Origin of the sequence: Steroidobacter agaridevorans (genome assembly GCF_009932555.1) — a bacterium.
Lineage (GTDB): Bacteria > Pseudomonadota > Gammaproteobacteria > Steroidobacterales > Steroidobacteraceae > Steroidobacter > Steroidobacter agaridevorans.
Genome location: NZ_BLJO01000002.1, coordinates 516,910 through 542,849, shown reverse-complemented (window position 1 = coordinate 542,849; position 25,940 = coordinate 516,910). Strand labels below are relative to the sequence as shown.

At 63.4% G+C, this 25,940-nt stretch carries 18 protein-coding genes; 7 read left to right on the top strand and 11 right to left on the bottom strand.

The genetic code is table 11. The features are described 5' to 3' along the window. Window positions 1-4: 4 nt before the first annotated feature. Complete coding sequence (locus GYH35_RS09150) at window positions 5-1,672, bottom strand: MFS transporter (RefSeq protein ID WP_161828229.1); 1,668 nt, start codon at window positions 1,670-1,672, stop codon at window positions 5-7. Window positions 1,673-1,764: 92 nt separating this feature from the next. Then, a complete protein-coding gene (locus tag GYH35_RS09145; protein WP_161814876.1) occupies window positions 1,765-2,118 on the bottom strand; it encodes a RidA family protein in 354 nt (117 codons plus the stop codon). A gap of 120 nt (window positions 2,119-2,238) precedes the next feature. On the opposite strand from GYH35_RS09145, the gene GYH35_RS09140 reads away from it, so the two are divergent. Beyond that, window positions 2,239-3,474 (top strand): GAF domain-containing sensor histidine kinase, encoded by a 1,236-nt coding sequence (locus tag GYH35_RS09140; RefSeq protein ID WP_161828228.1) that lies wholly within the window; start codon window positions 2,239-2,241, stop codon window positions 3,472-3,474. Window positions 3,475-3,476: 2 nt separating this feature from the next. Here GYH35_RS09140 and glgX read toward each other — a convergent pair whose 3' ends face one another. Together glgX and GYH35_RS09130 are read right to left on the bottom strand one after the other, a co-directional pair. Then, complete coding sequence (gene glgX / locus GYH35_RS09135) at window positions 3,477-5,666, bottom strand: glycogen debranching protein GlgX (RefSeq protein ID WP_161814878.1); 2,190 nt, start codon at window positions 5,664-5,666, stop codon at window positions 3,477-3,479. Window positions 5,667-5,731: 65 nt separating this feature from the next. Next, window positions 5,732-6,109: a DUF3175 domain-containing protein gene (locus GYH35_RS09130; RefSeq protein WP_161828227.1), complete on the bottom strand. Its 378-nt coding sequence runs from the start codon at window positions 6,107-6,109 to the stop codon at window positions 5,732-5,734. A gap of 207 nt (window positions 6,110-6,316) precedes the next feature. Between GYH35_RS09130 and GYH35_RS09125 the strand changes: the two genes are divergently transcribed. From GYH35_RS09125 to gltS, 5 genes are all read left to right on the top strand, one after another. Beyond that, window positions 6,317-6,673: a RidA family protein gene (locus GYH35_RS09125; RefSeq protein WP_161828226.1), complete on the top strand. Its 357-nt coding sequence runs from the start codon at window positions 6,317-6,319 to the stop codon at window positions 6,671-6,673. Window positions 6,674-6,781: 108 nt separating this feature from the next. Further along, entirely contained in the window at window positions 6,782-9,913 is a 3,132-nt protein-coding gene (locus GYH35_RS09120) for a gamma-glutamyltransferase (RefSeq protein WP_161828225.1), read from the top strand. A gap of 53 nt (window positions 9,914-9,966) precedes the next feature. Continuing rightward, window positions 9,967-10,872: a LysR family transcriptional regulator gene (locus GYH35_RS09115; protein ID WP_161814882.1), complete on the top strand. Its 906-nt coding sequence runs from the start codon at window positions 9,967-9,969 to the stop codon at window positions 10,870-10,872. 68 nt (window positions 10,873-10,940) lie between these two features. After that, window positions 10,941-12,674 carry a gamma-glutamyltransferase family protein gene (locus tag GYH35_RS09110; protein ID WP_202624186.1) on the top strand — a complete coding sequence of 578 codons (1,734 nt, stop codon included), beginning with the start codon at window positions 10,941-10,943 and terminating at the stop codon, window positions 12,672-12,674. Next, entirely contained in the window at window positions 12,671-13,888 is a 1,218-nt protein-coding gene (gene gltS, locus GYH35_RS09105; protein WP_161828223.1) for a sodium/glutamate symporter, read from the top strand. The genes GYH35_RS09110 and gltS overlap by 4 nt, the downstream gene beginning before the upstream one ends. Window positions 13,889-13,897: 9 nt before the next feature. On the opposite strand, the gene ggt is transcribed toward gltS, so the two are convergent. From ggt to GYH35_RS09085, 4 genes are all read right to left on the bottom strand, one after another. Continuing rightward, a complete protein-coding gene (gene ggt / locus GYH35_RS09100; RefSeq protein WP_161828222.1) occupies window positions 13,898-15,643 on the bottom strand; it encodes a gamma-glutamyltransferase in 1,746 nt (581 codons plus the stop codon). A 10-nt stretch (window positions 15,644-15,653) separates the two neighbouring features. Further along, window positions 15,654-18,590 carry a TonB-dependent receptor domain-containing protein gene (locus tag GYH35_RS09095; protein ID WP_161828221.1) on the bottom strand — a complete coding sequence of 979 codons (2,937 nt, stop codon included), beginning with the start codon at window positions 18,588-18,590 and terminating at the stop codon, window positions 15,654-15,656. A gap of 107 nt (window positions 18,591-18,697) precedes the next feature. After that, window positions 18,698-19,900: an FAD-dependent oxidoreductase gene (locus GYH35_RS09090; RefSeq protein ID WP_161828220.1), complete on the bottom strand. Its 1,203-nt coding sequence runs from the start codon at window positions 19,898-19,900 to the stop codon at window positions 18,698-18,700. 168 nt (window positions 19,901-20,068) lie between these two features. Then, window positions 20,069-20,998, bottom strand: coding sequence for a bifunctional helix-turn-helix transcriptional regulator/GNAT family N-acetyltransferase (locus GYH35_RS09085; RefSeq protein WP_161828219.1), 930 nt, complete (start codon window positions 20,996-20,998; stop codon window positions 20,069-20,071). A gap of 123 nt (window positions 20,999-21,121) precedes the next feature. Between GYH35_RS09085 and GYH35_RS09080 the strand changes: the two genes are divergently transcribed. Beyond that, window positions 21,122-23,482, top strand: a complete 2,361-nt coding sequence (locus GYH35_RS09080) for a DNA polymerase II (RefSeq protein WP_161828218.1) — start codon at window positions 21,122-21,124, stop codon at window positions 23,480-23,482. Between the two features lies 1 nt (window position 23,483). On the opposite strand, the gene GYH35_RS09075 is transcribed toward GYH35_RS09080, so the two are convergent. The 3 genes from GYH35_RS09075 to GYH35_RS09065 form a co-directional block, all read right to left on the bottom strand. Then, entirely contained in the window at window positions 23,484-24,326 is an 843-nt protein-coding gene (locus GYH35_RS09075) for a FadR/GntR family transcriptional regulator (RefSeq protein WP_161814890.1), read from the bottom strand. A 49-nt stretch (window positions 24,327-24,375) separates the two neighbouring features. Beyond that, window positions 24,376-25,005: a 2-dehydro-3-deoxy-6-phosphogalactonate aldolase gene (locus tag GYH35_RS09070; RefSeq protein ID WP_161814891.1), complete on the bottom strand. Its 630-nt coding sequence runs from the start codon at window positions 25,003-25,005 to the stop codon at window positions 24,376-24,378. A 6-nt stretch (window positions 25,006-25,011) separates the two neighbouring features. Beyond that, a partial coding sequence (locus GYH35_RS09065) for a 2-dehydro-3-deoxygalactonokinase (protein WP_161828217.1) occupies window positions 25,012-25,940 on the bottom strand: 929 nt, incomplete at its 5' end.

The window sequence follows — 25,940 nt, the reverse complement described above, 5'->3', positions numbered from 1 at the left end:
GGGCTCATTGTTGTTGGGCTCGTTTCTTCGCGATGGCGGCCAAGGCGCCCGCCATCGGATTTTCGCCCGTGATGTACATGCGAACCTGACGCGCACCAATCCACAACAGCGTCAGGCAGGCGAGCACGCAGACGGTGAGAAACACGTCATTGAAGGCGAGTACGTTGGCCTCGCGGGTGACTTGCTGAGACAGCAATGCCGCGCCTTCCGCCGAACGCAGCGTCGGGTCGGTGACCACGCCGCCATAAGCGCCACGCAATGTTTGCAGACGGGCTGCAACTTGCGGGTCCGTCAGCGTCAGCGATTGCACGATGGCGTGGGAATGAAACTTCTCGCGCACGATCTGAAAGCTGCCGAGGAATGCCGAGCCCGCCAGGCCGCCCAGCGATTGTGAGATGCTGAAGACGGCAGAGAAGCTGACGATATGGTTCGGGCCGCGGGCCATGGCTTGCAGGATGCCGATCAACAGCGTCGGCCCCATGAAGTACACGGCCGCAAACGCGATCAACGACTGGCTGATGTACATGTTGGCGGGGCGCGTAAGGTTCGTGGCGTGTGCATCGATAAACGCACCGATGGCGATCAGCGCTACCGACACGAAAATCGGCCGGCCGAGATTGGCGGGGTTCACGGTGAGCGCACTGGCGGCGATGCCGATGGCGGTCACGAGGGAGATCACGACGAACAGGTTGAACAGCTGATCGTTGTTGATCCCGAGCGCCGTCAGCAATCCGATCGCGCCGAAGGTCTGCTCCGACAGCAACACGCGCACCGTGGTCGCGACGAACGCAAAGCGAAGGATCAGCGTGCTGCCCATCCATCGAGTGTTCAACAATGGATTGGCGCGGTTGTGCTCGATTAGCAATGCGGTAGCGATCAATACAATCGCGCCACACAGTGCGTAGCCGAGCCACGGCGCTTCGGTCCACCAGAGCACGCGGCCCAATCCAAGAAATGCACAAAGCAGCGCGACGCCCGGCGCATACAGGGCGAAGGTGACGAAATCGAGCTTCTCGAACGCCTTCATGCGCTCGCTCGGTGGCAGGCGCAACAGCACCACCGCGGCCAGGCACAGAATCGAAAGCCCCAGTTCGAATATATACAACGCTCGCCATTGCCCGAGCTCGAGCAGGTCCGATGAGAACAGACGCGCGAGCGGAGTGGCGAGTTGCGGAATGCCGATGCCGAGCACGATTCCTTTGAGCCGATGCGCGGCCGGCATCGATTGCACCATGTACAACAAGCCGAGCGTGGATAGTGCGCTGGCGGCGATGCCGCTCGCCGCTCGGACGATGAGCGACGTGGAATACTCGTGGACGAACACGTGCGCGGCCGTCAGCACGATGTAGGCGGTGAGGAAGATACGCACGAAGGGCACGAGACCGAACTGCTGGCGAAACTTCACCAGCAGCAGGCTCATGGAGACGTTGGTCATGGTGTAGACCGTCGTCATCCACGCTGCCTGGTCGCTGTACAGGCCGAGGGCGCCCTGGATGTTCTGGAGATTGGCCGAGACCAGGGCGTTGCCCATCGCGCCGGTGATGCCGATCAACACGCCGATCAGGAAGTAACCCACACGGCGTGGGGCGGGATGGTCGGGCGATGCGGGCGAGCCCGGCATCATCGGCCGTTCATGCGGCTTGAATTGGTATTCGCCCGCGTCGTCGATCATGCAACGATCGTACGGGCTCGATCCGCGGCCCGCAGTAGTGAACTACCGGGGGCAGCAGCGCTCGAGAGTGAGCGCTGCCTTCGAGACGATACTTACTGAGCCGCGATCACGCGGATCTCCACGGTCCACTTCGGCTGGGCGAGCTTGGCTTCCACGCAAGCGCGCACCGGCGTGTTGCCGGGGCTGACCCACTTGTCCCACACCGAGTTCATTTCGGCGAACGTGCTCATGTCGGCCAGCCAGATCGTGGCCTGGAGCAGGCGGCTCTTATCGCTGCCCACCGACGCGAGCGCCTTGTCGATCTGCTGCAGAATGTCCGCAGTCTGCGCAGCCACCGGCTGGCCGGCCGCATTTTCGGCCACGTAACCGGACAGGTACACGGTGCCGTTGTGGACGACGATGCCGCTCATCCGCGCGCCGACGTCGTAACGCTTGATCTCGCTCATTGCTCTTACTCAGGGGTTAACCAAGGGCCGCGTAGTTTCACCATCCGGGCCGGCTCGGGCAATCCGCCCGCCGAAATATTTCCCATGACTTAGGGCGGGCGTCGTGCTATGACGCCGCCCATGCGCGTTCCAACGGAGCAGGAATTACAGGCAGACGTGGCCAGGGCGGGCCGGATCGACGCCATTACCGCGATGCTCAATGTCATCTGCCGGGTGACGAAGATGCGTTTTGCGGCAGTGGCGCGTGTCACCGAGGATCGCTGGATCGCGTGCCAGGTCCGCGACGAGCTTGGCATCGGGCTCGAGCCGGGTGGCGAGCTGGAGATCGAAACCACGATCTGCAACGAGATCCGCCAGCACGGCCAGGCGGTCGTGATCGATCACGTCGCCCAGGATCAGCACTTCTGCCGTCATCCCATCCCGGCCAAATACGGCTTTCAGAGTTATATCTCGCTGCCCATCGTGCTGCCCGATGGCGAGTTCTTCGGCACCTTGTGTGCGCTCGATCCGTTGCCAGCCAAGCTGAGCAACGAAGCAACCGTCGGCATGTTCAAGCTGTTCGCCGAGCTGGTGGGCTTTCATTACGACGCCCAGAAGAAGATCGACGCCAACGCCGCGCTGCTGGTGGATGAGCGCCACAATTCGGATCTGCGCGAGCAGTTCATCGCCGTGCTCGGTCACGATCTGCGCAATCCGCTGGCGGCGATCTCGGCGGGCAGCCGTGTGTTGATGAAGCAGCAGCTCGACGATCAATCCCAGGATGTGCTCACGCTGATGCAAGGCTGCATCCGGCGCATGACAGGCTTGATCGACAACGTGCTCGATTTCGCTCGCGGCCGCTTGGGCGGCGGACTGTCGCTCGACAGGAATGCCAAAGAGCCGCTCGAGCCGACGTTGTTACATGTGATCGATGAGCTGCAGACCGCGTGGCCGGATCGAATGATCGATCTGTCGCTGGGCGCGCTCGGCAGGGTGAATTGCGATCGCGCGCGGGTCGGTCAGCTGGTGTCGAATCTGCTGTCCAACGCATTGCTCCACGGTGCGCCCCGTGCCCCGGTCAGAGTGGCCGCTCGCATCGAGGACAATCAATTGGCCATCGATGTGAGCAATAGCGGCGAGCCCATTCCGGCCGCGGTGCTCGACAAGTTGTTTTATCCGTTCGTGCGGATGTCTTCAGAGCCTCACGGGTTGGGTCTGGGCTTGTACATCGCGAGCGAGATCGCGAGAGCCCATGGCGGCTCCCTCACAGCGACTTCATCCCCGGACGAGACGCGTTTCATGTTCCGGATGCGCCTGACCGAAGCGAGGCAGGAACGCAGAATTCGGCAGCGCGCCGGCAGAATCGCTCAGCAGTGACGTCACGTCTTCTGTGCTGATTGCTTGCCGGGCTTCACTGCGCGATCGATGGCATTCTCACTGTGCGCTTCGAGGCTGAAGACCAGCAGCGATCGCCCGGTCACCCCATACGTTTCGCCGGTCGTGAATATGGCTTTGCGTCCGGTCGGCAGGTCGGGAAGATTGGTGTCGATCAGCAAGGTCCAGCGCGCGTCGGGCGAATCGCCGGGCAGGGTGAACTCCACCAGATCGTGAAATGCATTGAGCACGATCAACAGCGTGGCGTCGTGGCTGCGCTGACGCAGGCCCGTTTCCTGGGCGCGACCGTCGAGCAGCATGCCGAAGCACAGCATGCCGTCGTCGGTCCATTGCTCGTCCTCCATTTCCTTGCCGCTGGCATTGATCCAGGTGATTTCCTTCAGACCGATGCGCGGATTCTCCAGCGCGGAGAGGAAGCGGTTGCGACGTAAGATTGGGAATTTTGCCCGTAACGCAGTCATCTGCTGGACGAAGCGCACCAGCGTCTCGTTCTTCTCGGCGAGCGACCAATCCACCCAGCTGATGTCGTTGTCCTGGCAGTAGGCGTTGTTGTTGCCTTGCTGCGTGCGGCCGAATTCGTCGCCGGCGAGCAGCATCGGCGTGCCCTGCGACAGCAGCAGCGTCGCGAGGAAGTTGCGAATCTGCCGTCCTCGCAATGTGTTGATGCCTTCGTCCTCGGTCGGACCTTCGGCGCCGCAGTTCCAGGAACGGTTGTGCTCGTGACCGTCGCGGTTGTCTTCGAGATTCGCTTCGTTGTGCCGCTCGTTGTAGCTCACGAGGTCGTTGAGCGTGAAGCCGTCGTGCGCTGTGATGAAGTTGATGCTCGCGTACGGTCGACGGCCGAATTTGTTGAAGATGTCCGCCGAGCCGTACAGGCGCGGCGCCACTTTGCCGGCCGATGCTTCGCCTCGCCAGAAATCGCGCACGACATCGCGATACTGATCGTTCCATTCGGCCCAGCCCGGCGGAAACTCGCCGACTTGATAGCCGCCGGGGCCGCAATCCCAAGGCTCGGCGATCAACTTGACCCGACTCAGCACCGGATCCTGCGAGCAGGCTTTCAAGAAGCCGCTCTGATTGTCGAACCCATTGGGCTCGCGCGCGAGGATGGTGCCGAGGTCGAAGCGGAAGCCGTCGACGTGCATCTCGTTCACCCAGAAGCGCAGGCTGTCGGTGACCATTTGAATCACCCGCGGATGACTCAGGTTCAACGTATTGCCCGTGCCGGTATCGTTGATGTAGTAGCGCTTCTGGTCGGGAATCAGGCGGTAGTACGACGCGTTGTCCACGCCCTTGAAACAGAGCGTTGGGCCGCGCTCGTTGCCCTCGGCCGTGTGGTTGTAGACGACGTCGAGGATCACCTCGAGCCCGGCATCGTGAAAGCGCGCGACCATCTCTTTGAATTCTTGCACGCCGCGTCGACGATCGATGAGATAGCGCGGATCCGGCGCGAAGAAGCCAATCGAATTGTAGCCCCAATAGTTGGTCAAGCCCTTCTCGAGCAGCAGGCTGTCATAGACGAAGGCGTGGATCGGCAGCAGCTCCACTGTGGTGATGCCGAGCGACTTGATGTACTTGATGACTTCGGGCACGGCGAGACCGGCGAAAGTGCCGCGCAGTTCTTCCGGCACCTGCGGATGCAGCTTCGTGTAGCCGCGCACGTGCGTTTCATAAATGACGGTACGATCCCAGGGCACGAGCGGGCTTACGGATTGTTTCCAATCGAAGGCCGAATCCGCGACCACGCACTTGGGGATGAACGGGGCGCTGTCGCGCTCATCGAAAGTCAGGTCGTCGCCCTCGGCGCCGATGGTGTAGCCGAACAATGCGTCATCCCAACGCAACTCGCCGACGAACTCGCGCGCGTACGGATCGATCACCAGTTTGTTGGGATTGAAGCGGTGGCCGGCTTCGGGTTCGTACGGGCCATGCACTCGATAGCCATAAACCGTGCCGGGACCGACATCGACCAGGTAGCCGTGCCAGATCTCGTCGGTGTACTCCGGCAGCTCGATGCGCTCGAGCTCCGTCTGACCGTCGGCGTCGAACAGGCACAGTTCGACCTTGGTGGCATTGGCGGAGAACAGCGAGAAGTTCGTGCCTTGGCCATCCCAGAACGCTCCTCTGGGGTGGGGCAGGCCCTCACGCAACTGTGACGCGAAACTACGGCTCAAGGTTGGCACCCGATCGAGGAGGGACAACGACCGCAGGAGCAACGCTCAGCGCTTGGGAACGTTCCCTAGCCGCGGGCTTTCCGTCGCTTCGCGGACTTGCTGGTCTTCTTCCGGGCCGTCTTCTTCTTGGCCGCCTTCTTTTCAACTGCCTTCTTCTTAGGGGACTTGCCGTACAACTTGCGCAGCTCCTCCTTGGCGCCTTCGAGCTTGCGTTTGCTGGAGGCGGGCAATGTTTTGCCGGCGCGATTGCCGTAGAAGGTCAGCATGGACATCGCGGAGCGATACGGCGAGGACTTGCGCTTGTGACTGCGATCGGCCGAGCGCTTCAAGGAGAGGGCGATGCCGCGAGAGCTGGCTCGGGTGAATACGCCTTCCTCCAGGGTAAGCGCATCGCTGGTCTGGGTGACTCGTTGCGACCAGCGTTTCCTGCGGGCGGTGGCCATGCTGCCTCCGGGACGGTTGGCGACGCTGACGGAATGATCCCAGCGGCGCCAACGTTCCCGAACGTGCACGTTGCCACTGCCTTCGATCGAAGCCGTCGCAGAGGTGGCTCGCAGCCATAGCCTGTCCCTATATCCGATCGGAGTATTCGAATTGGACCGGTTGACGCAGCCGCGCAAACTATCTGTGACTTCCGGAAGGAGACATCGATGACGATCAAACGTATCCGAAGCGGTCCGCGCATGAGTCAGGTCGTCATGCATGGCGGAATCGCGTATCTCGCCGGTCAGGTCGTGCCGGCGGGCGCGACCGAACGGACGGTCGGTGAACAAACCCGATTCATTCTCGAGCAGATCGATCGGCTCCTGGCCGAGGCGGGGACGAACAAAGAGCACTTGCTGTCGGCATCCATCTGGCTCTCGGACATCGAGGCATTCGCGGAAATGAATGAGGTGTGGGATGCCTGGGTCGCGAGCGGCTGTGCGCCGGCGAGGGCGACGGTCGAGGCGCGGCTTGCACGGCCCGAGTGCCTCGTCGAGATTGCCGTCATCGCCGCGATTCCATGACAGGGGCTCCCCCATAGCCTGACCCCATACCTTTGCCGCATCTTCGAATTGGACGGAATCCCCGTCCGTACGCGAGGCTCCCGCATCATCAGTCAGGGAGCACGCGAAATGAGGAGCAGGCGCCTATCTCGTTCGATACCAACGATCTCGCTGGCGATGACGCTGGCGAGCTTTGCTGGTACTGCCAGTGCGGATCGACTCCCTTGGTATTCGCAGTCGCCGACGGCGACCGGTTCTGGCGGAGCGGCTGCGACCGAGCATCCGCTGGCGACGCAAGCGGCAATCACGATTCTCAACGCTGGCGGAAACGCGGTGGATGCGGCCGTGGCAGCCTCCGCGGTTCAAGGCGTGGTCCGGCCATTCTCCGGCGGCATCGGTGGCGGCGGCTACATGCAGATCTATCTTGCCGACGACGACCGCGTGCTGGTGCTGGATCATCGCAGCAGCGCGCCGGCTTCGTTCGACGAGGAAACATTCATCGATCCGGTCAGCGGCGAGGAATACGATGAGGCCGTGCGCAACAACAGCGGTGCTGCGGTCGGCGTTCCCGGCGTCGTCAAAGCCTGGGAGAAGGCAGTCACGCTGTACGGCTCGGGGGCAGTGACGCTCGCGCAAATCTTGCAGCCTGCCATCGATGTGGCCGAGGACGGCTTCTATGCGGATGCCAACTACATCCGCGAGGTCACCGAGAATCAGGAGCGCCTCTGCGCCTTCACCTCGACCATCGCCATCTACCTGAATTCCGATTGCAGCGTGCCGGCAATCGGCTCGCTGGTGACCAATCAGGATCTGGCCGACATGTATCAGCTGATCGCGACCAGCGGCAGCAGCGCGTTCTACAGCGGCGCGGTCGCGAGTGCGATTGTTGCTACGGTGAATTCACCGCCGGTGCGCACGACGGGCACGCCCATTCCGTTCTACGTGCAGCCCGGCAACATGCTCACCTCCGATCTGAGCAGCTACACCGTTCCTGAGTACGCAGCGCTGCACGTCAACTATCGCGGCTACGACATCTACGGCCCGCCGCCGTCCTCTTCCGGCGGCACCACGATCGGTGAAATGCTCAACGTGCTCGAAGGCTATCCAATGGCCAGCCTGCCGCGCGAGCAGGCCTTGCATTACTACCTCGAAACATCACGGCGCGCGTTCGCCGATCGCTCGGCTTACCTGGGCGATCCGCTGACGTACGCCAATCCCATGCCGGTTGACGGCCTGCTCTCGGAGAACTATGCGGAGCACGTTCGCCAGCACATCCAGGATCGTGGCACGCAACGCTTCGTCGCTGCATCCGATCCCTGGCCTTTCGATGCTAATCCGTTGCTCAAAGCGAAGCCCTTGCCGGCCGATGGCGCCGGCGCGGTCACTTTCGATTTCACCGGATTGAGCAATGGTGCTGCGTGGGATGCTGGTGGTCAGTTCGTGTCGGAAACTCGCACCTCGAGCGAGTCGATCGAGGTGCTGGATGAGAGTGGTGACATGCAAATCACCTCGGCGCAGTTCTCCTATGTTCGCGCCGCCGCGCAGATGGATGCGGCGCCCGACACCGAGTTGTTGGTGCGGTTCAAGCCGGACAGTCTGACTGGAGATCGCCGCCTGCGCTTCTGGCTGCGAGCCGACGGTTGGAATGCAACGACGTCGCCTTTCAACGGTTATGCCGTCGAGATCAGCTCATCGAGCGACACGGTGCGCATCATCCGCACACGCAACGGCAACGCAGTGTTCGCGCTCGCTTCGTTTACGCACGCGCGCTCACTGGATTGGCAGTGGCTGCGATTCCGTGTCGAAGGCGATCAGCTCAGCGTTCGTTTGTGGGATGACGGTGACAATGAGCCGCGCCACACGTGGACGCACACGATGCAGGATACAACGGTGACGGCCGGAGGCGGATTCCTCACGGCCCTGATCGAGCTCGGGACCACAGCGACGAGCGGCGGCGGATTTCGCATCGACGACATGTTCGTAACGGATCTGAAGCCGGTCGCATTCGCCTCGAATTTCACCGCGGCGAACGGTGCGACTTGGGATTCGACCGGACAGTTCACAACGCAGTTCGGCACGGGCAACAGCAATCCGGGGGTGGGCGCCTCGATCGACGTGCAGGCCAATGCCGGACACCTCTATCTCGACAAGACACAGTTCGCATACGCACGGGCCACGGCCAACATGGCATCGCTGACCAACAGCGAGCTGCTGGTGCGCTTCCGTATGAACGATCTCACCGACGATCGCAGCCTGCGCTTCTGGCTGCGCGCCGACAGCTGGAATTCGCTCGGGTCGCCGCACAATGGCTACGGTATCGAGATCCAGTCCGACCTGGATGAGGTCCGGATGTTTCGTGTGCGGCAGAGTAATGGCGCGTTCGCGCTTCGCACATTGACGCATACACGCACGACCGCCTGGCAATGGCTGCGATTCCGTGTGGAAGGCGCGACCATGAAGGTGCGGATCTGGGCCGATGGTTCTCCTGAGCCGCTGAGCTGGCTCGGCGAGCTGTCCAATGCCGATGTGACTGCGCCGGGCAAGCTGCTGATTGGCGCATTGGAGTCCACCGGCGGCACCGGCGTGACGGGCGGCTCGTTCGATATCGACGATCTCGCGGTGTACGACCTCGATGTCATGGAAAGCGGCGGCGGCGGCGGCGACGATGGCTCATCGACGATTCATCTCACCACGGCCGATGGCGATGGCAACATCGTCGCCTACACGCACACGCTGAACTCCATCGGCGGCAATGGCGCGGTGGTGCCGGGCTACGGTTTCATTCTCAACAACGAGCTCAACACGCGTGTGCCTTCCAAGTCTCCGGTGGGGCATCCGAACGGACCTCGCCCCGGCATGCGGCCCTTGAGCAGCATGTCGCCGACCATGGTGTTCCAGAACGGCAATCCGGTACTGGCGATCGGTTCGCCCGGCGGCGAGACCATCATCACGACAGTGCTGCAGGTCCTGCTCAACCGCCTCGACTTCGGCATGAGCCTGCCGGTCGCAGTGGAGGCGCCTCGCGCCACGCAGCGTAATACCAGCGCGTTCGGCCACACGCTGGTGGAGCCGGAGTTCGCGCTGATTCCCGAGTACGACGACCTGCTCGAGCGCGGCCAGCTGTTCGACATCAGCGGCCTCACCTATGGCACCGGCGCGGTGAATGCGGTGGAGTTCCTGCCGAACAACAAGGTGCGTGCGGTGTCGGAGGCCTGGCGTCGTGGCGGCGGCAGCGCCATGGTGCAGACACCGGATCCATAACACGGGACGGAGTTATCTCGGCTGATCGGCCCGTTGAGCTATGCTTTCGATCCATGCGCGCACGCCACATCGAAGCTTTCCATGCCATCTACGTCAACGGGTCGATCAGCACCGCCGCGCGTGCGCTCAGCATCTCGCAACCTTCGCTCAGCAAATTGCTGAAGCACGCCGAGGACCAGCTCGGGTTCGTCTTGTTCAAACGGGTGAAAGGTCGGCTGGTGCCGACCGACGATGCGCATGTGTTGTTTCGCGAGGCCGCCGACATCCAGCAACGCCTGGGGTCCATGCGACGCACGGCGCGCAATCTACGCGGCGGCAAGAGCGGTCATCTGCGATTGGCTGTGCTGCCGGCAATGGGGTTGGGGATCGCGCCGGCGGCGATCTCGCGGTTCCGCGAGCAACATCCGGAAGTGACATTCGAGATCATGACCCTGCACCACAATGACGTGGAGCGGGCCTTGCTCGAGCGCAGCTGCGAGGCCGCGTTCGCCTACGATCTACCGCCTCATCCGCAATTGAAGTCGACCACGATCGGCCAGGGCGAAGTGATGATCCTGTATCGGCGCGAGCAGTTTCCGGCGCTGCCGCCCAGATTGGAGCTGTCGTGGCTGCGCAATCGGGACATCGTGGGGCTGTCGGCGAGCGGTCCGGTCGGAGACCTGTTCAGCGCGGCGTTGGCACAGCGGAATCTGAATGTGCAGGAAGTCGTGTCGGTGCAAACGTTTTACCTGGCCGCTGCGCTGGTGCGCTTCGGCGCTGCCATTGCCGTTGTCGATGAGCTGACGGCGCGAGCCAGTGCCTCGCAAGCCGGGCCGGACGCGCTGGACTTTCGCGCGCTGGAGCCGGCGTTGCGCTTCAACATCCACGCCGTGCATCTGGAGGATCGGCCGCTGTCGGTGATGGCCGGGCGCTTCATGGCGACGTTGCAGGCCGTGCTGGCGGAAACTCTGCGAGCATAGCTTCACGCTATGACGTATGAGCGGATCGGAGTTGGACGCCTGCGCCCGGCTTGGTGATGATGCGAGAAATGCGACTTCCATTCAAAGCCATGAGCTCCGTGCTCCGCGCCTGGTCGACGGCATGCCTGGTGGGCTTGCTTGCTGCCTGTGCATCGCCGAGCGCGAAGCCAGTGCCGTCTGCGACCGGAACCGGATGGGTTACGGCTGCGAATCCCCATGCTGTCGCGGCTGGAATCGAAGTCCTGCGTAACGGCGGTAGCGCGGTGGATGCAGCCATTGCAGTCCAGCTGGTGCTGGGGCTCACCGAGCCGCAAAGCTCTGGCATCGGTGGCGGCGCTTTTCTCCTGGTGTATGACCCGAGCACGCGTCAGGTCAGCGCGTTCAACGGCCGGGAAGCGGCGCCGGCGGCGGCACAGTCCGATATGTTCATGGCGACGGCCGATACGCCGCTGACGCGCGCGGCAGCGGTGGTCTCCGGACGAGCCACGGGCGTGCCGGGAGTGATGCGTTTGCTGGAGCGGGGGCACGGCAAGTTCGGTCGGCGACCCTGGGTCGAAACATTCGAGCCTGCAATTCGTCTTGCGCGAGCAGGATTCGAAGTCTCACCACGCATGGCGCGTTACTTGAACGGCTCGTATCCGCAGGTGCAAACGGCTGACGTGCGTACACTGTTCGCGAGGCCGGACGGTACGCCGTTGCAAGCGGGCGATCGGTTTCGCAATCCAGCCTACGCAAGCACGCTGCAATCGCTCGCAACGACCGGCGCCGATGCATTGTATCGAGGGACCTTGGCGCAACAGATCGTCGCTCGCACCCAAGCCGCGCCCTTGGGCGGCGCCATGACCGAGGCCGATCTGGCGAGCTATTCGGTGGACGAGGTGGCGCCGTTGTGTCGAATCGTCTGGGCACATCAAGTCTGTGTGCCGCCACCGCCGTCGAGCGGCGTTGGCGTCTTGCAGCTGCTGGCGCTGCTGGAGCGGACCGACATCGAGCAGCGCCGCCCGGACGATCCAAGGGCGTGGCTGCTGTTCGCGCAGGCGAGTCGTTTGATGTATGCGGATCGCGACCGCTATGTGGCCGATCCTCGTTTCGTCGAGGTGCCGGTGAGCGAGCTGCTGGCTCCCGACTACATCGAGGCACGTGCCCGACTGATCGATCGCGATGTGAGCGTAGCGCCGGCGGCCGGTGAGTTTCCGGCCAGGCGAGTCGGTGAGGATGCGACCGCGGAGGCGGCAGGCACGAGTCATTTCGTCATCGGCGATGCCAGCGGCATGGTGGTCTCGATGACGACCACCGTCGAGACGTATTTCGGCTCGGGTCGCACCGTCGGCGGCTTCGTGCTCAACAATCAGATGACCGATTTCTCGCTGAATCCACGCGACGGCGAGCGTCCGGCCGCCAACGCAGTGGCCGGCGGCAAACGGCCGCGTTCTTCCATGGCGCCCATCGTCGTGCTCGATCTGCAGGGACGGTTCGTCGCGGCGCTCGGTTCGCCCGGCGGCAATGCCATTCCCGCATACAACGGCAAGACGCTGCTCGCGACGTTGGCCTGGGGCATGGATCTTCGGTCGGCGATCGAACTGCCGAATCTGATCGCTCGGGGCGGCGAGTTCGTGGCTGAGACAGAAAGATTTGCGCCAGGCGTCGTCGAGGAACTGGCACGCCTCGGTCTGCAACTCCGCCCGCCGAGAGGCGAGGAATCGGGCCTGCACGGCCTGTGGCGGCAGGCAGATGGAACGATGCTCGGTGCGGCCGATTCGAGACGCGAAGGTACAGTCAACAGCGTGGCGACCCAACCATGACGTTCGGATTGGTGGAGACACTGGCATCATGCGCCTGCCTGTTGTTCTTTGGATATTTCCTACAGCGCACGATTCCGGGGCTCGCGCGGCTCAATATTCCAGCGCCGGTGCTTGGCGGTCTGCTGGCGGCGCTGGCCATCGTCGTGGCACGCGCCAACGACTGGCCGGTCGCAACGTTCGACACCACATTACAGCGTCCTTTGCTGGTGGCGTTCTTCACCACCCTGGGATTCTCGGCCAGTCTCGCGCTGCTGCGCGCGGGTGGCACGCAGGTGGTCGTGCTATTGGCTCTCGTGACGGGCTTCGCCATCGTGCAGAACCTGGTGGGCATCGCGCTCGCGCTGGGCTTCGGATTGCCGCCGGCGCTGGGCGTGCTGACAGGATCGGTCACGCTCACCGGAGGGCCCGCAACAGGACTGGCATTCGCGCCGTTGTTCGAAGCTGCGGGCATCGAGAGCGCGGCGACGGTTGCGGTGGCAACGGCCATGGGCGGCATCGTGCTGGGCGGATTGGTGGGTGGTCCGATCGGATCGCTGTTGATCGCGCGTCATCGACTGCGCGGCGCTGAGCCGAATGCCGCGGCCAAGTCGCCGACACAACTCTCTACCGATCTTCCTGCATCCGAAGCTGAGCCGCTGGGCGAGGACTCGTTGCAAGTTCACACCGCGCTCAAGACGGTCGCGGCCGTGCTCGTCGCCATGTGGGTGGGCACAGCCATCAGTGCAGGCATTACTTCGCTCGGAGTGACGCTGCCGGAGTACATCGGCGCGATGTTGGCAGCCGCCATTCTGCGCAACATCGACGATCGCACTCGCTGGCTGAAACTGTCGCATACGGCGCTGGACCTGCTGGGCGCCGTGGCGTTGTCGTTCTTCCTGGTGATGGCGCTCATGACGCTCGACCTCACCAAGCTCGCCTCGATGGCGGGGCCGCTCATCGTGATGCTGCTGGTGCAAGTCGTCCTGGTCGCGATGTTCTCGCTGTGGCCGGTGTTTCCATTGATGGGCCGCGACTACGACGCTGCCGTGACGTCCGGTGGATTCCTCGGCTTCATGCTTGGAACGACGGCCAATGCCATGGCCGTGATGCGCACGCTGGTCGAACGCTTCGGTGCGGCGCCTCGTGCGTTCCTGGTCGCACCGCTGGTGGGCGCGTTCTTTCTTGATTTCACCAACGCGCTGGTGATCACCGCATTCCTCAACTTCCTGAAGTGAGAGCGGCGATCACTCGCCCACGCTCAGAGCATCCGGCCGGCGTGGATCGGAGGCGCCATACAAATAGTCGCCCTGAATCATGATCGACTGCGTGCTGCCGAACGCGTAGGCCCATTCGATGCGATGACCCAGGGCCTGCAACGCCGCGGCGGTGTCGCGATTGAAGCCGGGTTCGAGCATCAGCACGTCACGATCCAGATCGGCGTGCACGCGCCGCTCGGCGCTGGCTTCTGCGATGTTCATCTGGTGTGTGAGCACGTTGTCGACGACTTGCGCGACGGCGCTGATGATGCGCGCGCCACCGGGGCTGCCAGTCACGAGATAGGGCTTCTCATCTTTGAAGACCAGGGTCGGCGCCTGCGTGCTCAACGCGCGTTTGCCCGCTTGCAGATCGTTGGGGCGAGGCGGACGGCCGGTGGCGTTCATCGAGAACGTCGTGGTCGAATTGTTGAGCAGCACGCCGGTGCCGCGAATCATGTGTCCGTTGCCGAACGAAAATCCCAGGGTGTACGTGTTCGACACCACATTGCGATGTTTATCGACGATGGAGTAGTGCGTCGTCGACGGCGAGTCCAGGCCCGAGCCGACGAACGAGCGGATCTCCGCGGCCGAGCCCGCCTTGGTTGGAGAAATGCGCGCCGCGATTTCCTGCGCGTGTTGTTGCGAGATGAGGCGCTCGGTCGGCACGGACACGAAGTCAGGATCGGCGAGAAACCGGCCGCGGTCCGCGCTCACATGACGCGAGGCTTCGGCGAAGACGTGCAGCGCTCGCGCTGAGCTCGCGCCCCAATCCGCGACAGGAAATTGTCCGAGCACGTTCAATGTTTGAATGACGCCGATGCCACCGGAGCTTGGCGGCGCCATGCCGACGATGCGATAACCTCGATACTCACCGGAAATCGGCTGGCGCTCGATCGCGCGGTATGACGCCAAGTCCTCGGCCGTGATGCCGCCGCCGAAGTGCTGCATGTCTGCGACGATGCGGCGTGCAGTTTCACCTTTATAGAAATCCTGCGGCCCCGAGCGGGCGATACGGCGCAGTGTGCGCGCGAGATCAGGTTGGCGGAGGATCTCGCCAGCACGATAGCTCGTGCCATCGGCACGATAGTAAGCACGCTTGACCGCGTCGTCCTCCTGCAACCAGGATTTTTTCAGCTCCAGCAGCCCCGCGAAGTCATAACTGATCGCATAGCCGCGCTCGGCGAGCCGAATCGCCGGTTGCACCAGCTCCGCCCACGGACGTGAGCCGTAGCGGGACCATGCCAGATGCAGGCCGGCAACGGTGCCCGGCACCGCTGCCGATTGCCACGACACTTTGGCGGCTTCCGTGATCTTCCCGTCCGGGCCGAGGAAATCTTTCGGCGCCACGTTTGTGGGCGCGCTCTCGCGATAGTCGAAGGACGTCGTGAGCTTGTCCTCAGGCATATGCAAGAGCATGAAGCCGCCGCCCCCGAGATTGCCGGCGCGCGGCAGTACGACTGCAAGCGCGAAGCCCACAGCGACCGCTGCATCCACCGCATTCCCGCCGCGTTCCAGTACTTCGAGGCCGATGCGAGAAGCCAGGTCGTTCTGACTTGCGACCATCGCTTCGCGCGCGATGACCGGATGGAACACCGCGCTGTACTCGACAATGCCGCTGTCGTAGAAGTCGAGGACCGGCCCGTGGGGCGGCGGGGCGGCCGACGGTGCAGCGATGCTCGCATGCGTTGCCAGCATGCAGGCGGCCCACACCGCGATACGAATCCGTCGGCTCATACGCACGTCCTCATTGGAACTGATACTGCAGCCGCAGATAGTAAAGGCGTCCGAGCGGATTGTGATATTCCGCGAAATAGCCGGTGTTGGTGTCGTCCGCGATCGGCGGGTCTTCGTCGAGGATGTTCTTGGCTCCGAGGCGCAGCTGCAGGGAATCGAGAATCTGGTAGTCGACCGACGCATCGACGGTGAGCCAGTCTTCGACAGTCAGCAAGGCGTTGGTGGTGTCTTGATTGACGGTGTCTTCGTTGAAGCTGCTCACCCACCGGGCAAACACCGTGGCGCCGAAGTTGCCGCCATTCCAGCTCACGCTGCTGCTGACTTTCCACTCGGGATTGCCGTTGAAGCGCAGACGGTCGAGCACCAGGTCGCCCTTGATCAGCTCGATCTTGGTGAGATGCATGGCATCGGCGCGCAAGGTGAAGCGGCCGAGATTGTCGGTGTCGATGCGCCAACTCGCCGCCAGGTCCCAACCTTCCGCGTTACGACGATCGGCATTGATGTACGGATCGATGACCTGAATCAGCCGGCCCACGGGCGCACGGCCCGTCGGATTGCGCATCGGATCCGCAAACAAAGCCAGGTCTTCGGGCGAAATGAAATCGTCGCGGATCACGTTCGGATTCGAGCTACCCGCGGCGCGCAGCGAAGCATCGAGGTCGAGCTGTGTCTGATAACCCAGCGTTGCGATGGCATCGTCGGTCTCGACCCACCAGCGATCGACCGACAGCTCGACGGAGTCGAACGGCCGCCATTCCAGACCGACGGCATAGCTTTCGGATTCTTCCGGCTCGAGCAGGTCATTGCCCTGATTCACGCCCTGTCGGAAGAAGCCGTTGCCGGCATCCTCGGGATCGCCGGTGACTTGCGAGCGATAGACATCGTTCAGACCGGAACGCGAAGTGATCGTCTCGCCGCGGCTGGTGAGCAGCAGGTTGGGTGCCTGGAAACCTTCCGACGCGGAGGCGCGCACCAGCAGCGATTCGATCGGGCGCCAGGCGAGGCTGAGCTTGGGTTTCACCAGGCTGCCGAAGTCGCTGTAGTCCTCGAAGCGAGCCGCGAGTTGCATTTCCAACGCATATACGCCAGCGACGCGATTCGGCGCGCCAACCAGCGGCAGCGCGAGCTCGGAGTAGGCAGAGGTGACGTTGCGCGATCCTTTCGCGTCGGCGACCGCCGGCAACCCGGCGACATCGCTGCCGTCGGTGATTCCGAAGGTCGGATCGATGAAGGTGATCGTGCCGTCGCGGTGCGGGTCGCGATCTTCGACCAGCTCTTCGCGTCTCCACTCGACGCCCGCGGCGAGACCGGCGTCGCCGCCCCAAATGCTGAACAGCGATGCATTCGATGCGCGCGCATCGACGCTATACAGCGCTGTCTCGAAGCGATTGAGCTCAGTGACCCGAATGGCGTCGAGCGTCGCGGCATTGTTGACGTTCGGTCCGCCGAACACGTTGAGTGCGGACGGCGTGGAATTGGCGAGCGCTGCGACCAGGGCCGTCTTCGAGGCCCGGTTGTATTGACGATCTTCGTGCTCGGCTTCGCTGACGACGCCGGCGGTCTCCCAGCTCCAGTCGCCACTGTCGCCCCGCAATCCGAACACGAGGTGATGCTGATTCGAATCGACTTCGATCGTGCGTGAGCCGAGTTCGAGCACGCGGAACTGGCGGACCAGCACATCGAGGCCGCCGGCCGGTGCATTCAAGCCGGCGATCCGGTTCGGGTTTGGCGAGCCATCGGGCAGGGTCGCCGCGCCGAAGGGATTCCAATAGTTGCTGGCCGGCACCACCACGAAGGCGTTGCCATTGTCGAAGGATTGTTCGGCGTCGTAATTTTCGGATTGCGAGCGGTAGAACAGCGCGTCGGCGAACAACGTGACGCCGGCATCGAAGTCGTGCGTGAAGCCCGCGCTCAGGTTGAATCGATCCGAGTCCGGCACGATCTGCGCGTTCGCGGTGAAGTCGTAGCGCAAGCTCTGGCTGCCATCGTCGATGGAGATGCCATTCTGTGCGGTGGGCGCCAGCGCGCCGGCTTCGGACGCCGGTTGCACGTGGAAGATGCCGGTGCTGGTGGTCAGCAGCGCGCCGTTGCGACGGACCGAGGCAGGTGCGAAGTTGGTGCCCATAAACCGTCCGGCCTGAAACTCGCCGTAGGGCGTGCCGGCGGAGTTGTTGTTCAACTGCGCGTCGTTCTCGAAGCCGGCTGGCGCAAGTGCACGACGATCGGCGCTCGCGGTGATTGCGGTTTCGGAATTCTTCATGGCCTTGCGGCTGAACCAGTTCGCACCGACCGTCAGTCGCGTGCGTCCGTCGTTGAAGCTCGTGCCCCACAGCGCATCGACGCTGGTTTCCTGCTGGCTGGTGTGCTCGCTGTCGAGGAACTGTCCGCTCAGCGACAGGCCCTCGTAGTCGCGATCGGTGACGAAGTTCATTACGCCCGCTACCGCGTCGGAGCCATACAGGGCGGCGGCGCCGTCGCGCAGGACTTCGACGCGCTCGAGGCCGCCGACCGGAATCACGTTGACGTTGACCGATTGCACCGGCACGTCGTCGATCAGTTGCCCCGCCGGGCTGCGCGCCAGCCGGCGACCGTTCAACAGCACCAGCGTATTGCCAGAGCCGAGGCCGCGCAGATTGACAGCAGCGACATCGCCTCGTGCCTTGTTCGGACTAGGAGTGCTGGAGTTGAACTCCATCGCGCCGGAGAACGGCAGCGCCTGAATCAGATCCTCGGCAGTCGATGGCGCGATACTCCGCAACGCCTCAGCGTCGAGCAGTGTGACCGGCAAGGTCTGTTCCACGTCGGCGTTGCGGATGTTCGAGCCGATCACCACGATCTCCTCGAGCTGCGGCGCGGGCGTGCCGGCATCGGCGGCCTGTGTCGTAGTCAACGGTGTCCAGCACAAGGTGACCAGCGAAGAAGAAATCAGCAGCGCACGTTTTTTCATTGATGTTTCCCCAGGGAACGAGCCGATTCGAGTATAGGGAGCGCCCGCGGTCTGCAGGCATTCCAATCGGTGCGCGGAGCACAGCCTGAGGCTATGGGTTGCGCGACTCAGATACGTTTGGGTAGTTGCTCGGCAAGCTGTTGAGCCGTACCGCACGCCAACGTCCAGCCCAGCGCGCCGTGCCCGACGTTCAAAAACAAACCGGGCACGCGTGTGCCGCCGACCAGCGGCAGGCCGCTCGGTGTCGCTGGTCGCAAGCCTGCCCAGGGCTGGGCGGCGTCGAAATGGGCGGCTTCGGGCAGCACTTCGCTGCCGAGTCGCATCAGTTCGGTCACGCGTCGAGCGTCGATGCTGTCATCGTCGCCGACGCAATCGGCGAGGCCGGCCAGACGCATGCGACCCGCGAGACTGGCGAAGACGATGCGCCGATCCAGATCGGTCAAGCTGACCTTAGGTGCGTGGGCGCCTGGAGCCGCAGTCAGGCTGTAGCCTTTGAGTGGATAGATGGGCAGACACAACGGCAGGCCGCGAACCAGCTGGCGCGCGCCGATGCCGGCGCAGATGACGACAGCATCGCTTTCGAGCAGCCCCGATGGGGTCTGCACGCCGATGATCCGGCCTCGATGGCGCACGAGACTTTGCACCTCAGCGCCAGTGATGACACGCGCCAGGCCGTGGGTGATCAGGTAATTGCACAGACTGCGCGTGAACGACTCGGCATCGCCGGCGCTATCGTTTTGGGCGTAGGCTGCACCGAGAATCGGGCTGCGCCATGCCTCGAGCGCCGGTTCGATCGCGAGGCAGTCTTTCGCACCGATGATATCCACGCGCACGCCGTGCTGACGTTTCAAGTCGGCGCGACGCTGCAGCCCGGCGAGCGTCTGCCCCGACCCGGTGATCATGAGCTTGCCAGCGGCGCGATAGCCAAAGTCGAGCGGCGCATCCTTCAGCAGCGACTCGAGCGCGTTCGCGGATCTGGCAGCCAGGTGCAGGAGCTGGACCGTGGCCGCATCGGCTCGCCGTCGCGTACAGCGCCACAGAAACTGCACGCCCCACGGCAGCAACGGCAGATCCAGCTGAATGCGCATGCTGCGGTCCCGGCCCAGCAGCATGCCAGGCAGGCGGCGTAACATTCCGACATCGGCCAGCGTGTCCGTATAGGAGTACGAGAGCTGCCCGGCGTTGCCGAAGGACGCCCCCTGGCCAGGCCGCCCGTGCCGGTCGAGCACCGTGACTTCGTGCTCGCCCCGAGCAAGAAAATAAGCCGTAGCGGCGCCGACCACACCGGCTCCGATGACGATGACTCTCATACCGACCGCACGTCCTCAGGTATTCATCCCTCGAGGCATGCTAGCCGTGCGCCGCTGCGGGAACGAATGGCTTTTCTGCAATATCCCATGGCGCGCGGCTATGGGTTGCCGCCGTGACGAGCGCTTCGTGGCGGTGCAGATTTCGCTGCGGAGGCGAAGCGTCGAGGCTCATGCATCGAATTGCAGTCCCCAGGTCTCGCCGACCAGCGATTGGCCGAAGCTGTGGTGGGGCTCGCTTTTTTCCAGCTTGAAGCCGGCCGCTACATAGAGCTTGCGCGCCGCGAGCAGGGTGCTCTGCGTCCAGAGTGTCATGCCCTTGTAACCTGCCTGCCGTGCAAAGCTGACGCACTCTTGCACGAGCATGCGGCCGACGCCGTGGCCTCGAGCGCTGTCCTCGACTAGCAGCAGACGCAGCTTCGCGATGCCGTCGGCACCACGCACCAGCATGATCGTGCCGACTGGCGCGTCACCGAGTTCCGCGATCCAACAGCGCTCGGCCGCGGGATCGTATTCCCGCAGAAACTTGGCGCAGATCTCCGCGACCAGTGCTTCGAATTCACTGTTGAAGCCATATTCCTTTTCATACAGCGCGCCGTGCCGCTGGATGATCCAGCCCATGTCGCCGGCTCGATGGGTTCGCAGCCGGACGGCCGGCGTGGCGGGCTGCGGGCTGAGGAGCGATTGCACTTGTCGTAGATGCGCTTGCAGTTGCAATTGTTGATGCCAGGGCAGGGGTTCCAGCAGCTTCGCGACTTCATCGCGCGCTTGCTGATTCACGCTGGCGAACGCCTTGCGGCCCTTCGCCGTGAGTAACAGGTGAGATTTGCGGCCGTCGTCCTCGGAGCGCTCGCGCTTGAGCCAACCGCGCTTTTCGAACTGCGCGAGGATCCGGCTGACGTAGCCGAAGTCCATGCCGAGAGCGCGCACCAGGTCGGCCGCCATGACGCTTTCGTTGTTGGCGATCTCGTACAGCACGCGCACTTCGGTCAACGAATAATCGCCGCCCAACAGGTTGTTGCCGAGCACGCCGATGGTCCGGGTGTAGAAGCGGTTGAACTGCCGGATGTCGGCGATGATGGTCTCTGACGCTGCATTCATACGGTTTCCTCCCTGCGCGCAGACATTCGCGCAATTACTTGACGCTGTCAAGTATCGGTCCTGGCCGGCCGCTGGCAGGTTTTCCGGCTCGCGACGGCGGCGCGTTTAGAGCACAATTCGCGGGTGCTCAAGCTCCGCGGCTTCATTCTCCAGGCCAGTTATCGCGTCGTCTCCGGCTCTGCCGGAACGCGCGTTCCTGTCATCCATATTTACGGTCGACTCGAGGACGGCGGCACCTTTCTGGTCCGCGACAATCGCCAGCGGCCGCACTTCTACATTCGAACGGCGGATGTCGAGCGGGCGAGTGCGCTGACCTCCCAGCAATCTGTTGCATTGGAGAAGCGCACCTTCAACGGCGAGCCGGTATCGCGCTTCGATATGGAGACGCCGACCGATGTGCCCGGTCTGCGCGACCGGTTGCATGACGTCGGTGTCGACACCTACGAAGCGGACGTGCGGTTTGCGATTCGCTATCTGATCGAGCGCGGCATCAAAGGCGGTTGTGAGATCGAGGGCGAGGCGACGCCGGGCGAGGGCATCACTTGGGTGTTCGATAACCCCGTGCTTCGGCCGGCGGATGTGAGAATCGAGCCGCGCGTCCTGTCGTTCGATATCGAGACCGACGGCAAAGGGGAGCGTCTGCTCGCCATCTCGATGTACTCGAACGAGATCGACGAAGTGCTGATCGTCGACGGCAGCGATCGTCCGATGCCCGAGAAGGCCACGCGCTGCGTCGACGAATATTCCGCACTCAACGCATTCTGCGAACGGGTGCAGCGGCTCGATCCCGACGTGATCACCGGCTGGAACATCGTCGACTTCGATTTGACGGCGTTGCAGAAGATGGCGCAGCGATTGCGGCATCCCTTCAGCCTCGGCCGCGACGCGGGCGCGATCCGCATTCGCAAGGCGGAAGGTTATTTCGGCAGCGGCCAGGCGAGCATTCCCGGCCGATTGGTCATGGACGGCATCGATCTGCTGCGCGGCGCATTCGTCCGCATGGACGATTACTCGCTCGATGCCGTTGCCCGAGAAGTGCTCGGTGAAGGCAAAGCGGTGGCGGGCGATGTGCGCGATCGTCTGGCCGAGATCATTCACAACTATCGTCACGATCTGCCGGCGTTCGCGTTGTACGCTCGCACCGATGCGCGGCTGGTATTCGAAATCGTCGCGAAGTTGAATGTGATCCACCTCGCCGTGGCGCGCAGTCAACTCACGGGCATGACGCCGGATCGCGTCGCGGCCAGCATCGCCTCGTTCGATTTCCTATATCTGTCGGAGCTGGAAAAGCTCGGCATCGTCGCGCCGACCGTCCGTTCCAGCGATTCGCGTGTGTATGAGGCTCAACAGGGCGGCCACGTGCTCGAGCCGCTCACCGGTTTGCATCGCAATGTCTGGGTGTTCGACTTCAAGAGTCTGTATCCCAGCATCATCCGCACGTTCAATATCGATCCCTTGTCGTATGTGGCGCGGCCGCAGCCCACCGACGATTTGATCGAAACGCCGGGCGGTGCGTTTCGCAGGGAGCCGGCCATCCTGCCGAGAGTGCTCGATGAGCTGTTCCCCCGGCGCGATGTCGCCAAGAAGCATGGCGACGAAGTGGCCTCGCACGCCATCAAGATCTTGATGAACTCGTGCTACGGCGTGCTGGGTACGCCAGCCTGCCGCTTCTACAACCCGGCGCTCGCCAACTCCATCACTGGCACGGGCCGGGAGATTCTGCTCTGGTCCAAGCAGTGGTTCGAAAGCGCGGGTTACACCGTGCTCTACGGCGACACGGACAGCTTGTTCGTTCGTTCCGGCATGCCCGACGCCGACGAGGCGCGCGCCCTGGGCAAGGAGCTTGCGGCCAAGCTGAATCGAGACATCGCTCAATACATCGGCCAGGAATGGCGCGTGACCAGCAAGATGGAGCTGAAGTTCGAGAAGCTCTACCTGCGATTGTTCCTGCCGCGAGCCAGAGGCAGCACGCGCGGCGCCAGCAAACGGTACGCGGGCTTGCTCAATGCGGCCGATATCGACGGCGTGCAGTTCGTCGGCATGGAGGTCGTGCGGCGTGACTGGACGGCGCTTGCCAAACAAGTCCAGCGCGAGCTGTATCACCGCTTGTTCACGGATCAGCCGGTCGATGTCTATCTCGCCGACATCGTCGGCCGGGTGCGCGATGGCAAGTTGGACGACCAGTTGGTCTACAAAAAGAATCTTCGGAAAGACACCGAGGAGTACACCGCCACGACGCCGCCGCACGTCGTGGCTGCCCGCAAGTCGACTCAACCGCTGGGTCGGCTAATCAGTTATGTGATTACGACCGCGGGCCCCGAGCCGATCGACAACATTCAGCATCCGCTGGATCGCGAGCACTATGTGATCAAACAGATCAAGCCGGTCGCCGAGCCGGTGCTCGCGACTTTGGGATTGGACTTCGAGCAGGTCATCGGCGACAGCCGCCAGATGGATCTGTACGCGCTGCTCGGCGATCGCTGAGTTACGTGCTTCGCCGACGTGCTGCCGCGCCATTGCGGCCTGCGGCCGCGGCGCGCGCCGATGTCGAGCGTGGCGCAGCTGCGGCGGTCGGGCGTGTCGCGCTTGCACGCGATGAGGCTGCAGCGGCTGAGACCTTGTTGTTCTTCTTTCGAGCCGTGCTGATCAGGTCCAGCACTTCGCTGATGATGCCTTCCATGATGGTGCGGGCTTTGTTGGCGTCGCCGGCCTCGATGGCGTCGAGCACTTTTTGGTGAATACCAACGTCGGCCTGCGGCACGCCTTTGACCGAGTTGGTGAGCCGGATCGAGATGCGCAGCGCCGCGTTGATCACGTCTTCGAGCTGCGCGTAGAAGCGGTTGCCCGTCGCATGCAGCACGGCGACGTGAAAGGCGATGTCGGATTCGAGCGGATCGTCCTCACCGAGGGCCGCCGTTTTCATGCGCTCGACAGCGCGACGGATGCGGGCGATGCCTTCGGGCGTGGCGCTGCGAGCGGCGAGCGCTGCCGCCATGGGTTCGATCGCGTAACGAATCTCGGTGAACTCGGCGAGCAGCTCGAGCGAGAACTTTCGCTCCAGCAGCCAGCGCAGCACATCGGGATCGAGCAGATTCCAATTGCTTTCCGGCTCGACCCAGGTGCCTTGCCGCGGGCGGGCGCTGAGCAGGCCCTTGGCGGTGAGCATCTTGACCGCTTCCCGGAGCACGGTGCGGCTCGCGCCGAACTGTTTGCACAGCTCGGCCTCGATGGGAAACGGCACCCCGTCGCCGTAGGTCTGGGTGACGACGGCGTGACCCAATTCTTCGACGATGCCGTAGGTCAGGTTTTGTCCGCTGGGTTTGCGCATGCTACCTGGCTTATCTCTGCCCCTGAGTTATGGGAGCAACATATCACGATCACGCGTTGGCGGATCCCCGTGCCTGGTTCCAGGCGCTGACGATGGCGGTCGCTCGCGCTCCAACTTCGGCGGCGGTGCGGCCCGGCGCATAGATGTCCGTGCCGAAACCGATGCCGTCGATGCCGGCTTGGGCCCATTCCGCCAGATTGTGAGCGCCGACGCCGCCGACCGCGAACACTTTAGTCCCCGGCAACACGGCCCGGAGCGCTTTCACGTGCTGTACGCCATAGGTCGAGGCGGGGAACAACTTCAGCGCCGTCGCGCCGGCATCGATCGCTGCAAATGCCTCGGTTGCAGTCGCAAAGCCGGGGACAGCCTGCAGCCCCAGCTCCACACTGCGTGCGATGACGGCCCGATCGATATTGGGCGTCACGATCAACTTGCCGCCGGCTTCGGCGACGGCGTCGACCTGCGCGGCCTTGAGCACCGTGCCGGCGCCGCAGAGACATTCGTTGCCGTATCGCTCCGTCAAGCGGCGGATGCTCACCAGCGGCTCGGGTGAATTCAGCGGCACTTCGATGCCGCGGATGCCGGCGTCGACCAGGGCTTTGGCCACGTCCAATATTTCATCGGGACGGATGCCGCGCAGGATGGCGATCAAAGGCGGGAGAGCGACGGGCGTGGACACGAAAAATTACTCCGCGATATCGGCGTGGGCGAGGGCGTTGAGGCCGGCGATGGTCAACTCGGTGGCGTCCAGCGGCACGGTTTCAATGCCATGGGCGGCGAGGGCGGCTGCGTAGAGCTCGGCGAGCTTGGGCGCGCCGATGATCGGCACGGCGGTGCTCGCTCGCAACGTTCCATCGAACCAAGGCAAGGCTCCCAGCACGTCCTGACCGATGATGAGGCCGGACAGGTAAGTGGAGGCTTCGGCGTGCGTCATGCCCTCAATCAACTGGCGGGCGCGCACTTCGAACAACAAGTGACTGAGCGGCACGTTGCGCATTTCCAGGCTGCGTTGCAGGCCGGCCGCGAAGCCGCGCCGCTCCGCCTCTTCGTTCGATTCGACCGCCGAGGCTTTGAGCAGGGTGCTGCGATCTCGCAGCAGGGCGTACAGCTCGCCGGATAGGCTGGTTTGGAACGATTTGAGCTTGCCGTCTTCCACCAGCGCCCATTTGGTATGGGTGCCCGGCAGCGCGAGGATGTTTCGCCCGCGTCCCAGTGCAGGATGAGTGGCAATCGCGCCGAGAATCTGTGTTTCCTCGCCGCGCATGACATCCGGTGCGCCAAGTGGGTTGGTGCAGGAGACACCGGCGGCAATGGCGATCGAATGACCGCGCGCATCGAAGCGAAGCAGTGCAGAGCGCAGCTCCGCGGCGCCAGCCGGACATGCGGCGTACGGGACTTCCCGCCAACCGTTACGTGAGCCGACCATGCCGGCGAGCCAAATGGGCAAAGCCCCATACTTGCGAGCCCACGGGTCGAGCGCCCCGAACAGCGTGGCTTCGGCGCTGACGGTCAACGAGCCAATACCGGCGCCGTCGACCTTGTCGAGTACCGTGGCGCCCCGGCATAAATGCAGCCGTAGGTGGGTCGTGCCCCAGTCGCCGGCAATATGGGTGG